Genomic DNA, 12535 nt, shown 5'->3' with positions numbered 1-12535 from the left:
GGCTCGGCACCTCTCCCATAGGGGTCACGGCCCAGGAAAGCGGTAGCCACCTTGCACGAACAAGGCCACACAGGCCTGCACCAAATCGGCATCAAACAAGACGCCTGAGGACACCAGCAAGACCTGCAACGCCTGGTCCATGCTTTGAGCACTTTGGTAAGGGCGGTTTCGCGTCATGGCATCCAGCATGTCCGCCATGCCAATGACTTGAGCACCCCGCAATACATCCTCGCCCTTGAGGCCCAAAGGGTAGCCACTGCCGTCGATGCGTTCGTGGTGCTGGGCAATCAAGGCTTTGACCGGACCCGCGAATTCAATGTGTTTGAGCATGTCCAGCCCAGTCGTGACGTGCTTCTGGATTTGCCTGACCTCGCCTTGCGACAGGAACTCGGTTTTGCCCAGAATCCGCGAAGGCACCGTGACCATGCCCAGGTCATGGATCAGCGCCGCCAGCACCACCGACTCGACCTCATCAGACGCCCATTGCAGCTTTCTGGCCAAGGTGCCTGCCAGATCGGCCACGCGCCTTTGGTGACCAATCGAGTCCGGGTCATGCACCTCCAGCACGGTGATGAGCGCCTGCACCACGCCCATGAGGGCGGTTTCGGCCACAGTGGAGGAGATGGCCATGGCTTGCGCCAAACTGCTGCGCACCAAAGTGCACAGCACCAGACGACGCTCGGCCAGGTTTACGGACCTGGCGCTCATCACCAAAGACAGGCTCTCCTCACCCTCGGTCCATGCCGTCATGGCCATGGGGGGCATAGACAAAGGCAGACTGGTCAGCGTCACCAACGTGCGAACCACCTCGGGTTGCCGCCAGCCCCCTTCGTCCCAAAACACAGCGCCTTGCAAAGACGCCTTGGAGCGCCCCAGCCATTGAGGCCACGCCGGGTTTAGGCTTTCAATGCGACCACTGGCCGGGTCCACCAGAACCAGACCAGCATCGGCTTGGGCCAGCATCAGTTGGTCGGGATCATGGAACTTGTCTTCCTTCATGGGCATGGCTTGAACTGAATAGGAGAGAGTTCACAGCATAGGGCATGCCGCCTGCAGAAGTGAACGGGTTTTACCGAATGGCATCAGCCGGGCGTCGAGATTTCACGTACGCGTCGCTCGGCTGGTAGTTCTTGCCATCGGCATACCGCCACTGCACCATGGTGCCTTTGCCACCGCGCTGGTCGAGCTTGCCCACATAGGCGCCCATGGTGGATTGTTGGTCAATGGCGCGGAACTCGGCCGGGCCGAAGGGCGTGCTGAATTTCAGGCCACGCATGGCAGTGACCAGCTTTTCGTTATCGGTGGTGTTGGCTTTCTTGATGGCCGCAAAAATGGCTTGCATGGTGGCGTAGCCCACCACCGAGCCGACCTTGGGGTTCTCGTTGAACTTCTTGTAATAGTTGGTGGCAAAGCTGGCGTGCTCCTTGTTGTCCAGCTGGTCCCAGGGGTAGCCGGTCACGATCCAGCCCTTGGGCGTTTCGTCCTTCAGCACTTCCAGGTACTCGGGCTCGCCCGACAGCAGCGACACCACAGGCGTCTTGGGGAAGACATTGCGTTGGTTGCCTTCGCGCACCAGCTTGGCGAGGTCTGCGCCAAAGGTCACATTGAAAATGGCGTCGGGTTTGCTGGCCATGGTGGCGGTCAGCGTGCTGCCCGCGTCGATCTTGCCTTGGGCAGGCCACTGCTCGCTCACGAACTCCACATCGGGGCGCTTGGCTTTGAGCAACTCTTTGAAGCTGGCCACAGCGCTTTGGCCGTATTCATAGTTGGGCGCGATGGTGGCCCAGCGCTTGGCGGGCATCTTGGCTGCCTCCTCGACGAGCATGGCCGATTGCATGTAGGTGCTGGGGCGCAGGCGGAAGGTGTAACGGTTGCCCTTGTCCCAGACGATGGCGTCGGTCAATGGCTCGCTGGCCACAAACAGGCGCTTGTTCTTGGCGGCGTGGTCGGCCAAGGCCAAGCCCACGTTGGACAGAAAGCCGCCAGCCAACACATCGACTTTTTCTTTGGACGTCAGCTCGATGGCATGGCGCAAAGCCTCATCGGGTTTGCCGGCGTCGTCGCGGGCAATCACCTCGACTTTGCGGCCCAGCAAACCGCCTTGGGCGTTGATCTCTTCGACCGCCAGCTGCCAGCCTTGTTTGTAGGGCTGGGTGAATTGGGGGATGGCGGAATAGCTGTTGATTTCCCCAATCTTGATCGGAGACTGGGCGAAAACTGGGGCGACTGCAGCAGCAGCGAGCAGGCTTGTGGCGATAAGGCGGTTCATAAAAATAGTCCTAGGGATAAGGTGAGCAAGCGTGACTTTACCAGCCGATTTTTCCCCTGTCGCAGAGAGGACACACAAAACAACCGGGCCAACTGCGGCAAATCACGCCCGCGCGTGCGGACATCTATCCCTGCAAGACACAACCCTGCCCACTTCTTATAAACACCCAGCATATATACCCAACTAAAAAATCGTTTGTTTCAGCATAAAGCCCCCTTACAGTCTCGCCCATGGTTGATTTGGGCTATGTTTTCGCAGGTTTTTTCGTTGGCACCATCGTGGGCTTGACGGGGGTGGGCGGCGGCTCGCTCATGACGCCCTTGCTGATCTTCTTTTTCGGTGTGAAGCCCTACATGGCCGTGGGGACCGACTTGCTGTTTGCGGCTTTCACCAAGCTGGGCGGCACCGTGAGCTTTGCCCGCCAGCGCATCGTGCCTTGGCGCGTGGTGGGCTTGCTGAGCGCCGGCAGCATCCCGGCCTGCCTGGCCACATTGGGCTTTTTGCATTGGGTCGGGCCGGCCTCTGCCCAAGTACAGTCACTGATGACCACCACCTTGGGCGTGGCGCTGCTGCTGACCGCGGCGGCCATGTTTTACAAAGCGGTGCGCGGCAAACAACTGCCACGCCAGTTGGATGCGGCCGACGAAGCCCATGCCAGCACACCCCGCCACTGGAGCCTGCCCGTGGTGTTCGGCGCCTTGATCGGCACCCTGGTCACCCTCACCTCTGTCGGCGCGGGCGCGATTGGCGTCACCGTGCTGTTGTTGCTGTACCCTCTGCTGCCTTTGCCCCGTATCGTGGCAGCCGACATCGCTTATGCCGTGCCGCTCACACTGGTGGCGGGTCTGGGCCATGCGTCTCTGGGCTCGGTCGACTGGCCTTTGCTGGCCAAGCTGTTGGCGGGCTCGCTGCCCGGCATCTGGCTGGGCTCGCGCCTGACCCACCACACCCCCGACCGGGTGATCCGTTCCTTGCTTTCCGTCTTGCTGGCCTGGGCCGGCACCAAACTGGTTTTGATCTGAAGAAGTCCCCTCATGTACCAATACACCGAATTTGACAAACAGTTCGTGCGCGCCCGCGCCGCGCAACACCGCGACCAACTCGAGCGCTTTCAAGCCGGCCAGTTGAGCGGCGATGAGTTCAAGCCCCTGCGCCTGCAAAACGGCTGGTATGTGCAGCGCTACGCGCCCATGCTGCGTGTGGCCGTGCCTTATGGCGAAATCTCGGCGCCCCAGCTGAAAGTGCTGGCGCGCATTGCCCGCGAATACGACACGCCCGACCCCGCCCTGCTGGCCGAGGCCCAAGCCACACAAGACAAAATTGCAGGCTTGGCCCCCAAGCTGACCACCAATTACGGCCACTTCACCACCCGCCAAAACGTACAGTTCAACTGGATTCCGCTGGCCAAATCGGCCGACGTGATGGACCTGCTGGCCAGCGTGAACATGCACGGCATCCAGACCAGCGGCAACTGCATCCGCAACACCACCACCGACGAGCTGGCTGGTGTGGCGGTTGACGAAGTGGTCGACCCCCGGCCGTATGCCGAGCTAATCCGCCAGTGGAGCACGTTGCACCCCGAATTCGCCTTTTTGCCGCGCAAATTCAAAATAGCCATCACCGGCGCTCGTGAAGACCGCGCTGCCATTGGCTGGCACGATGTGGGCCTGCAGATGGTGAAGAACACCGCAGGCGAAATCGGCTTCAAAGTGCTGGTGGGCGGCGGCATGGGCCGCACCCCGGTGGTGGGCACCGTGATCCGCGAGTTCCTGCCCTGGAACCAGATCATGAACTACCTCGAAGCCGTGATCCGTGTCTACAACCGCTGGGGCCGCCGCGACAACCTCTACAAAGCGCGCATCAAAATTTTGGTGAAGGCCGAAGGTCAGCGCTACTTTGACGAGGTCGAAGCCGAATACCAGGCCATCGTCGAGCACGACGGTGGCCTGCACACCATCCCGCAAGCCGAGTTCGACCGGGTGGCCGCCTGCTTTGCTGCGCCGGTTTTGAATCTGCCCGCCAACAGCGCCGAATGGATCGCCAAGGCCGAAGCCGATGTCAGCATCGAAGCGGCCAAGACCTCTGCCTTTGCCCGCTGGATGACGCAAAACGTCAAACCGCACCAGAACCCCGCCTTGCGCGCCGTGACACTGTCGTTCAAGCGCGTAGGCCAGGCCCCGGGTGACGCCACCGCCGACCAGCTCGACGCCGCCGCCGCCCTGGTGGCCAAGTACTCCGCTGGCGAAGCCCGCGTGACGCACAGCCAGAACCTGGTGCTGCCCTGGGTGCGCCTGGACCAGCTGCACGCCCTGTGGCTCGAAGCCAAGGCGCTGGGCCTGGCCCAGCCCAACATTGGCCTCTTAACCGACATGATCGCCTGCCCCGGCGGCGACTATTGCGCACTGGCCAATGCCCGCTCGCTGCCTTTGGCGGCCGCCATCACCGAGCGCTACCAGGACCTGGACGAGTTGAACGACCTGGGTCACATCGACTTCCACATCAGCGGCTGCATCAACTCCTGCGGTCACCACCACTCGGGCCACATCGGCATTTTGGGCGTGGACAAAGATGGCAAGGAGTGGTACCAGGTCACGCTGGGTGGCTCGGACGGCAAAGACCTGTCGGGCCCCACCGGCCCCGGCAAGGTGGTGGGCCCCTCGTTCTCATCGTTCGAAGTGCCCGACGTGATCGAAGCGATTTTGGACACCTACAAAGCGCTGCGCCAGCCCGCACAAGGCCGCCATGAATACTTCATCGAAACCCTGCGCCGAGTGGGCCAGGACCCGTTCAAGGCGGCGGCCCATGCGGCGCGTCACCCTGCAGCCGATGCACAAACCGCTTGAACGTCGGGAAAACAGACCATGAAAATCATCACCGCACAAGAGCACCAAGCCGTCGAATCGGCTACCGTCATCACGCTGGCCAACGATGTGGACCCCCGCACGCTCGACCTGAACGGCGTGACCCGCATCGACCTGCAGTTCCCCAAATTCACCGACGGCCGTGCCTACAGCCAGGCCTTTTTACTGCGCCGCCGTCTGTGCTTTGCGGGCGAATTGCGCGCCACGGGGGATGTGCTGATCGACCAGTTGGTGCAGATGCAGCGCACCGGCTTTGATGTGGCCGTACTGCGCGAGGGTGTAGACGCTTCAGCAGCCCAACGCCAGTTCGAGCGCTTTGCCGGGTTTTACCAAGGCTCGGCGGTTGGCACACAACCCCCATTCGCCAAAGCCGCGTGATGACCACCAGCCTCCTATCCTCTCGCAGTTCCCCGGCCAAAGCCATCGAGCAAAACGCCAAAGCCAGCGCCGACTTTGCCGCCAAATTGGCCGAGACCGAGAGCCTGCTGCGGCGTGCAGCCGCCGAATTCGCCCCCGTGACCCAGGCCTCCAGCTTGGGCGCCGAAGATGTGGTGATCACCCACCTCATCAACCGGCTGCAAGTCGACATCCCGGTGTTTGTGCTGGAAACCGGCGCACTGCACACCGAAACCCTGGCCCTGCTCGAGCGCACCCAGGCCCATTCTCGTGCGCCCATCAACGTCTTCCGTCCGGTACACGAATCGGTCATCCAGTTCGTGCGCGACAAAGGGCAGGACGCCATTTACAAGAGCATCGAGCTGCGCAAGGAGTGCTGTGGCATCCGCAAGATGGTACCACTGGCCCGCGCCCTGAAAGGCCAAAAAGCATGGATCACCGGCTTGCGTCAGGAGCAGTCCGCAGCACGCGCCGAGGTGCCTCTGCTCGACGAGAGCGAAGTGGCCACCAAGTCGCTGTACAAGTTCAACCCGCTGGCCCAATGGACCTGGGGCGACGTGTGGCACTACATCGCCACGAACCAGGTGGACTACAACCCGCTGCACGACCAGTTCTTCCCGAGCATCGGCTGCGCCCCTTGCACCCGAGCCATCAGCCTGGGCGAAGAGTTCCGCGCTGGTCGCTGGTGGTGGGAAGACGAGGCGGCCAAGGAATGCGGACTGCATGTGAAGAAATAAACCCCGTCATTGCGAGGCCGTAGGCAGAAGCAATCCCTGGATTGCTTCGCGACGCTCGCAATGACAAGCACAGAGAAAACCGAATGAACGCCATGACACAAACCGAGTTGCACACCCTGAGCAACAGCCACCTGGACGCGCTGGAAGAAGAAACCATCTTCATCCTGCGCGAAGTCGCTGCCGCCTTCGAGCGCCCCACCCTGCTGTTTTCGGGCGGCAAGGACTCGCTGGTCATGCTCAAGTGCGCCGAGAAGGCTTTTGGCGCTGGCCGCCTGCCCTATCCGCTCTTGATGATCGACACCGGCCACAACTTCAAAGAAGTGACCGACTTCCGCGACGCCCGCGCCAAGGAATTGGGGGCCGAGCTCATCGTGCGCAGCGTTGAAGACTCGATGAAGCGCGGCACCGTGCGCCTGGCCCACCCGGGCGAGAGCCGCAACGTGCACCAGTCGGTCACGCTGCTCGAAGCGATCGAAGAGTTCCGCTTTGACGCCCTGATCGGCGGCGCCCGCCGTGACGAAGAAAAAGCCCGCGCCAAAGAGCGCATCTTCAGCCACCGCGACAGCTTTGGCCAGTGGCAGCCCAAGGCTCAGCGCCCCGAGCTGTGGACACTGTTCAACCACAAGCTGCAGCCGGGCGAGCACTTTCGCGTGTTCCCGATCAGCAACTGGACCGAGCTGGATGTGTGGCAGTACATCGCCCGCGAACGCATTGCCCTGCCTTCGATCTACTACACGCACAAGCGCGAGGTGGTGGACCGCCGCGGCCTCTTGGTGCCCGTGACCGAGTTGACCCCGCCCAAAGACGGCGAACAGGTCGTGGTGCGCGACGTGCGGTTCCGCACCGTAGGCGACATCACCTGCACCTGCCCGGTGGAAAGCGATGCGGCCACGCCCGAGCAGATCGTGATCGAAACGTTGGCAGCCGACGTGAGCGAGCGCGGCGCGACGCGCATGGACGACAAGACGTCCGAGGCGTCGATGGAGAAGCGCAAGAAGGATGGCTATTTCTGACAAACATCCATCCGTCATTGCGAGCGAAGCGCGGCCGTCCATGGATCGCTTCGTGCCTCGCGATGACCTACCTCCCCAACAAGGACTGACACCATGCGCAACAACCAACACTTTTCTGCCCTCCAATTCATCACCTGCGGCTCGGTCGACGACGGCAAGAGCACGCTAATCGGCCGCCTGCTGGTGGACACCAAAGCCGTGCTGCAAGACCACCTGGCGGGCGTGCAGCGCTCGGGCGAAACCGATCTGGCCCTGCTGACCGATGGCTTGAGCGCCGAGCGTGAGCAAGGCATCACCATCGACGTGGCCTACCGCTACTTCAACACCGAAGCGCGCAAGTTCATCATCGGTGACGCACCCGGCCACGAGCAGTACACCCGCAACATGGTCACCGCAGCATCGAGCGCCGATGCTGCCGTGGTGCTGGTGGACGCCATCAAACTCGACTGGGCCAACCCCAACCTGCAACTGCTGCCGCAAACCCGCCGCCACTCGCTGCTGGTGAACCTGCTGCGTGTGCCGTCCATCGTGTTCGCCATCAACAAGCTTGACGCTGTGGCCGATGCCACTGTGGCTTACCAAAACATTGCTGGCGCATTGGAGAAGTTCGCAAAAGAGGCCGGGATCACCGTCGCAGCCATGGTGCCCGTGTCGGCCCTCAAGGGCTGGAACGTGGTCACCACCGAGAACAACGACCAAGCCGACTGGTGCGGCTACACCGGCCCGAGCCTGCTCAGCATCCTCGAAGACCTGCCGGTCACGCCTGCAGAGACCAATGTGGCCTTCAGCTTCCCGGTGCAGTGGGTCGAGAAGTTCCACGACTCCGGCGTGACCACCCAGGGCCGCCGCGTGTTCTGGGGCCGCGTGGCCACCGGCAGCATCGAGCCGGGCCAGACCATCAAAGTCTTCCCCAGCGGCCAGACCGCCGTGGTGTCGCAAGTGCTGTCGGCCACCCGCCAACCGCAGAACAAGGCAGCCGGCCACAGCGCGGGCATCGTGCTGGACCGCGAGGTAGACGTGTCGCGAGGCGACTGGCTGCTGGCCGAAAAATCAGCGTCTTTGGGCGCCCCCGAGGGCCAGGGCCAGCGTCAGCTGAGCACCACCATCGCCTGGATGGACGACGAGCCCCTGGTGGCAGGCCGTCTTTACTGGGCGCTGCACGGCCACCGCTGGGTCAAGGCCAAGGTACAACGCGTGGTGCACCGCCTGAACGTGAACACCCTGGCCGAAGAAGAAGCCACCGAGCTGGCACCCAACGCCATTGGCCATGTCACGCTGGCCCTGCAGGAACCCTTGGTCACCCTGCCCTTTGCCCAGTCGCGCATCCTGGGCGCACTGGTGCTGGTGGACACAGCCAGCCACAAGACCTCGGGTGCCGTGCTGGTGAACTGATCTCCTTTAAAATCCAAGGTTCCGCGCCCATCCGACAGCGCTGCACCATTTTCCGAGTCCATCATGACCCACGTTGTTTCCGAATCCTGTATCCAGTGCAAATACACCGACTGTGTGGACGTTTGCCCTGTGGATTGCTTCCGAGAAGGCCCCAACTTTCTGACCATCGACCCCGATGAATGCATCGACTGCGCCGTGTGCATCCCCGAATGCCCGGTGAACGCCATTTACGCTGAAGAAGACCTGCCCGCCGACCAGCAGCACATGACCAAGCTCAATGCTGAGCTGGCTTTGTTGCCCGGCTGGAAGAGCATCACCAAGCGCAAGGCCCCAATGGCCGATGCGGACGCATGGAAAGACAAAACCGGCAAACTCGCTCAGCTGATCCGTTGAGCCCCAAGGACCAAGGCCAGGGTCCTTTCTTCTTGAACTTTGCACCATGACCACCCCTATCGACACCGAAGCGCTGGTCATTGGCGCAGGCCCTGTGGGCCTGTTTCAGGTCTTCCAGCTCGGGCTGCAAGGCATTCATTGCCATGTGGTTGATGCACTGCCCCACGTCGGCGGACAATGTGCCGAGTTGTACGCGGGCAAGCCGATTTACGACATCCCGGGCATTCCGTTTTGCACCGGTCAGGAGCTGGTCGAGCGTTTGCAACAGCAAATCACACCATTCAAAGCCACCCTGCATTTGAGCCAACAAGTTGACCATGTCGAGCGCCTGCCTGATCAGCGCTTGCAAGTGACCACCAGCGCTGGCCAAACATTCCGCACCCCAACCCTGTTCATCGCCGCTGGCGTGGGCGCTTTTGTGCCGCGACGCATGGTGCTCGACGGCCTGACGGCTTTTGAAGGCACACAGGTGTTTGCCGAGCACCCCATGCCTGAGCGCTGGGGCGGTCAGCATCTGGTGGTAGCCGGTGACGGTGACATCGCACTGCAAACCTGCCTTCAAGCCATCGAAGGTCCGCAAACCGCCGCCAGCGTGACGCTGCTGCACCGGCGCGATCAGTTCAGCGCCGCGCCAGAGTTGATCGCCCAAATGCGGCAGGCCTGCGACCAAGGCCGTATGCGCTTTGTGGCGGGCCAGCCCACCGGCTTGCGAAGCGATGCAGGCCGCCTGCACGCACTCGAGCTGCTCAATCCGCAAGGCGACGCCGAGTGGCTGAATTTGGATGTACTGCAAACCTGTCTGGGCCTGTCGCCCAAGCTGGGCCCCGTGGCGCAATGGGGCCTGGCCATGGAACGCAAGCAACTGACGGTGAACACCGAAAACTTTGGCACGTCCGAGCCGGGCATTTTTGCCGTGGGTGACATCAACACTTACCCGGGTAAAAAGAAGCTCATCCTCTGCGGCTTTCACGAGGCCACACTGGCCGCATTCGGTGCCGTGGCCCTGCTGCGCCCTGAGGAAAAGACCCTGCTGCAGTACACGACGACTTCTACGTTGCTGCACCAACGTCTGGGCATCGCATAAAATCCATTCCGCGCCACCCCACTGTGGCGCATCCGCTAGGGGTGTTGAGGGCTGTGAGGTCTTCGACTGAGAAAGTCCCTTTGAACCTGATTGAGGTAATCCTCGCGCAGGGAAGCTTGTCAAAAGAACGGTGCCTCACTCGCGGGCACACCGCGTTCCCAGTCAGCCGACCTGCCATTACGTTAAGGACAACGTCATGGCATTTTTTTCGCCATTTTCACGCCGGGCATCTGCCCGTTTCACATTTCGCACGAATTTTCGCGCCACCCACATTGCCAGCGCGATAGCCCTGCTGGCACTGGGCTGTGCCCATGCGCAAAGCGTGACCGAAATCACCATCACCGAAACCGCCCCATCGCAGGTCAGCGGCTTTGGTGATGTGCCCTTGAGCAAAGCGCCTTTCAGTGCGGTCACCATCGACCGACAAACGCTGCAGGACATCGGGGCACAACGCGTGTCCGATGCCCTGCGCCTGGACGCCAGCGTGGCCGACAGCTACAACTCACCTGCGTATTGGGACATGCTGAGCGTGCGCGGCTACACGCTGGACAACCGCTACAACTACCGCCGCGAAGGCCTGCCGATTTCCGCAGAAACCATGATCCCCATGGACAACAAGGAACGCATCGAACTGTTCAAAGGCACCAGCGGCATCCAAGCCGGCACCAGCGCCCCTGGAGGCTTGGTCAACTACGTGGTCAAACGCCCGCCCTCGGCCAAAAACGAGACCATCCGCTCGGTCAGCGCCAGCTATGGCACCGGTCAGAGTAGTGGCGCGGGCCTGGACCTGGGTGGCCGCTTAGGCCAGGACCAAGCCTTGGGCTACCGATTCAACGCGGCCTATGAAAACCTGGACCCGTACATCCGAAACAGCGAAGGCCACCGGAAACTGTTCGCACTGGCCATGGACTGGCGCATCAGCCCCGACAGCAAGCTGGAGTGGGAAATCGAGCGCAGCGAACGGCAACAGATCGGCGTCAACGGCTCTAGCCTATGGGACGGCGCAATCGGACTCCCTGCAGTTGTTGACCCCAAAACCAACCTGACTCGACAAGCGTGGTCCGTTCCTGGTTTTTTTGCAGCGACAACCGGCTCAATCCGATTCAAACAAGCCATTGATCAAGGATGGCTATGGAGCACACAATATGGCGCTCAAAAACTGCGCACCGATGACCGCCTGTCATTTGCTTTCGGCTGCGGGGGCAACTGTGACCGCTTTTATGCCGACGGCAGCTTCGACATATACGACTATCGCAGCGACAACGAACGACGCCTAACAGAGGCCCTTCAGACCAGCTTGGCAGGACAGTTGGAGCTTGCCGGTCTCACGCATAACCTTACTTTCAGTGCCATGCGAAGCCGCCAACTCGACCGGCTTCAAGCAACACAGCAATACAGCTACGCCGGCACCAGCACAGCCACCGGCAGTGTCGTCCCGGCGCAAGTGCTCGATCAAACCTACCCTAACACCAATCGCAGCGAGTACAGCACTGAAATTTCAGTGATGGACCGCATGACGCTTTCTACCAAGACGGCTGCATGGTTCGGCCTGCGCCATACCCAAAGTGATCGCAACACCCTTTCACTTGACACAGCCAATCCCAACCCTAAAAGTCAAAGCAGCGGATTCACCACACCTTGGATTGCACTTTCACACGAGTACATCAACGGCTCGACCATGTATGCCTCCTATGGCGAAGGTGTCGAATTGCTGGCGGCTCCCAACAATGCCAACTACATAAACGCAGGTCAGTTTTTGGGGGTGCAGAGGAGCAAACAAATTGAACTGGGGGCAAAAGGAAAAGTGGGCAATGCATTGAGCTGGAGTGCGGCGTTGTTCCACATAGAGCGTCCCGCGGCATACGACTACGCAGGTGAACGCGTCGTCGATGGCACTCAAAGGCACCAGGGCCTGGACGCAGGGCTTCAATGGCATCATCAGCAGTGGTTGCTTGCAGGCCAGGCGCAATGGGTTGACGCACGCATCTCAGGTGCATCTCTCAACACCGATTTGAATGGATCAAAACCGCTGAACGTCCCTGCACTGACATTGCGTGCCATAGCCCAATACCGTTTCACCGACGTCCCTGGACTGCGCACAAGCCTGCGTCTGAGCCACGAAGGATCACGACGCGTGACTGAAAACGGCAGCATCAACTTGCCCAGCTGGAACACACTGGACTTTGCCACCCACTACGACACGCGTATTCAAGGCACACGCACCGAATGGACCTTGGCCATCGACAACTTGGCAGACCGCCATTACTGGCGCGAATCGCCCAAGCAGTTTGGCCATTACTACCTGTATCCCGGTGCCCCACGAACAGTGCGCGTGGGTGTCAAAGCCAGCTTCTGAAACACAGCGGCAGGATTTTTAAAAAATCTTGCCG

The 12535-nt window shown here is 61.1% G+C and carries 11 protein-coding genes and 1 riboswitch; of the genes, 9 read left to right on the top strand and 2 right to left on the bottom strand.

Annotated features, from left to right (window positions below; translation table 11 throughout):
• Positions 1-24 precede the first annotated feature (24 nt).
• Positions 25-1005: an HD-GYP domain-containing protein gene (locus ACHEXL_RS04410; protein WP_416560813.1), complete on the bottom strand. Its 981-nt coding sequence runs from the start codon at positions 1003-1005 to the stop codon at positions 25-27.
• A 64-nt stretch (positions 1006-1069) separates the two neighbouring features.
• On the bottom strand, positions 1070-2269 hold the full coding sequence (locus tag ACHEXL_RS04405; protein ID WP_416560812.1) for an ABC transporter substrate-binding protein: 1200 nt from the start codon (positions 2267-2269) through the stop codon (positions 1070-1072).
• Between the two features lie 230 nt (positions 2270-2499).
• Between ACHEXL_RS04405 and ACHEXL_RS04400 the strand changes: the two genes are divergently transcribed.
• The 9 genes from ACHEXL_RS04400 to ACHEXL_RS04360 all read left to right on the top strand — a co-directional run bounded on the left by ACHEXL_RS04400 (position 2500) and on the right by ACHEXL_RS04360 (position 12501).
• Positions 2500-3291, top strand: a complete 792-nt coding sequence (locus ACHEXL_RS04400) for a sulfite exporter TauE/SafE family protein (protein ID WP_416560811.1) — start codon at positions 2500-2502, stop codon at positions 3289-3291.
• 12 nt (positions 3292-3303) lie between these two features.
• Positions 3304-5112 carry a nitrite/sulfite reductase gene (locus ACHEXL_RS04395; protein WP_416560810.1) on the top strand — a complete coding sequence of 603 codons (1809 nt, stop codon included), beginning with the start codon at positions 3304-3306 and terminating at the stop codon, positions 5110-5112.
• An 18-nt stretch (positions 5113-5130) separates the two neighbouring features.
• The gene (locus ACHEXL_RS04390) at positions 5131-5508 is read left to right on the top strand and encodes a DUF934 domain-containing protein (RefSeq protein ID WP_416560809.1); all 378 of its coding nucleotides are present in this window, start codon (positions 5131-5133) and stop codon (positions 5506-5508) included.
• The gene (locus tag ACHEXL_RS04385) at positions 5508-6263 is read left to right on the top strand and encodes a phosphoadenylyl-sulfate reductase (RefSeq protein WP_416560808.1); all 756 of its coding nucleotides are present in this window, start codon (positions 5508-5510) and stop codon (positions 6261-6263) included. The genes ACHEXL_RS04390 and ACHEXL_RS04385 overlap by 1 nt, the downstream gene beginning before the upstream one ends.
• An 83-nt stretch (positions 6264-6346) precedes the next feature.
• Positions 6347-7276 (top strand): sulfate adenylyltransferase subunit CysD, encoded by a 930-nt coding sequence (cysD, locus tag ACHEXL_RS04380; RefSeq protein ID WP_416560807.1) that lies wholly within the window; start codon positions 6347-6349, stop codon positions 7274-7276.
• A 93-nt stretch (positions 7277-7369) separates the two neighbouring features.
• Entirely contained in the window at positions 7370-8668 is a 1299-nt protein-coding gene (locus ACHEXL_RS04375; RefSeq protein ID WP_416560806.1) for a sulfate adenylyltransferase subunit 1, read from the top strand.
• 63 nt (positions 8669-8731) lie between these two features.
• Positions 8732-9061, top strand: coding sequence for a ferredoxin FdxA (fdxA, locus tag ACHEXL_RS04370; RefSeq protein WP_416560805.1), 330 nt, complete (start codon positions 8732-8734; stop codon positions 9059-9061).
• Between the two features lie 46 nt (positions 9062-9107).
• Positions 9108-10145 (top strand): NAD(P)/FAD-dependent oxidoreductase, encoded by a 1038-nt coding sequence (locus tag ACHEXL_RS04365; RefSeq protein ID WP_416560804.1) that lies wholly within the window; start codon positions 9108-9110, stop codon positions 10143-10145.
• A 27-nt stretch (positions 10146-10172) separates the two neighbouring features.
• A riboswitch (TPP riboswitch) is annotated at positions 10173-10275 on the top strand.
• Positions 10276-10341: 66 nt separating this feature from the next.
• Positions 10342-12501 (top strand): TonB-dependent siderophore receptor, encoded by a 2160-nt coding sequence (locus ACHEXL_RS04360; protein ID WP_416560803.1) that lies wholly within the window; start codon positions 10342-10344, stop codon positions 12499-12501.
• The last annotated feature ends 34 nt before the right edge of the window (positions 12502-12535 follow it).

This window comes from Limnohabitans sp. YIMB22184 (genome assembly GCF_048020265.1).
In the GTDB taxonomy this organism is placed as follows: Bacteria; Pseudomonadota; Gammaproteobacteria; order Burkholderiales; family Burkholderiaceae_C; genus Limnohabitans_A.
The sequence above is the reverse complement of the archived record's forward strand: the minus strand, read 5'-3'. Positions and strand labels throughout refer to the sequence as shown.

Bases quoted from the DNA above. Each gene is read 5' to 3' on its own strand.
- ACHEXL_RS04410 (WP_416560813.1), bottom strand. From the start codon at position 1,005: ATGCCCATGAAGGAAGACAAGTTCCATGATCCCGACCAACTGATGCTG.
- ACHEXL_RS04405 (WP_416560812.1), bottom strand. From the start codon at position 2,269: ATGAACCGCCTTATCGCCACAAGCCTGCTCGCTGCTGCTGCAGTCGCC.
- ACHEXL_RS04400 (WP_416560811.1), top strand. From the start codon at position 2,500: ATGGTTGATTTGGGCTATGTTTTCGCAGGTTTTTTCGTTGGCACCATC.
- ACHEXL_RS04395 (WP_416560810.1), top strand. From the start codon at position 3,304: ATGTACCAATACACCGAATTTGACAAACAGTTCGTGCGCGCCCGCGCC.
- ACHEXL_RS04390 (WP_416560809.1), top strand. From the start codon at position 5,131: ATGAAAATCATCACCGCACAAGAGCACCAAGCCGTCGAATCGGCTACC.
- ACHEXL_RS04385 (WP_416560808.1), top strand. From the start codon at position 5,508: ATGACCACCAGCCTCCTATCCTCTCGCAGTTCCCCGGCCAAAGCCATC.
- cysD (WP_416560807.1), top strand. From the start codon at position 6,347: ATGAACGCCATGACACAAACCGAGTTGCACACCCTGAGCAACAGCCAC.
- ACHEXL_RS04375 (WP_416560806.1), top strand. From the start codon at position 7,370: ATGCGCAACAACCAACACTTTTCTGCCCTCCAATTCATCACCTGCGGC.
- fdxA (WP_416560805.1), top strand. From the start codon at position 8,732: ATGACCCACGTTGTTTCCGAATCCTGTATCCAGTGCAAATACACCGAC.
- ACHEXL_RS04365 (WP_416560804.1), top strand. From the start codon at position 9,108: ATGACCACCCCTATCGACACCGAAGCGCTGGTCATTGGCGCAGGCCCT.
- ACHEXL_RS04360 (WP_416560803.1), top strand. From the start codon at position 10,342: ATGGCATTTTTTTCGCCATTTTCACGCCGGGCATCTGCCCGTTTCACA.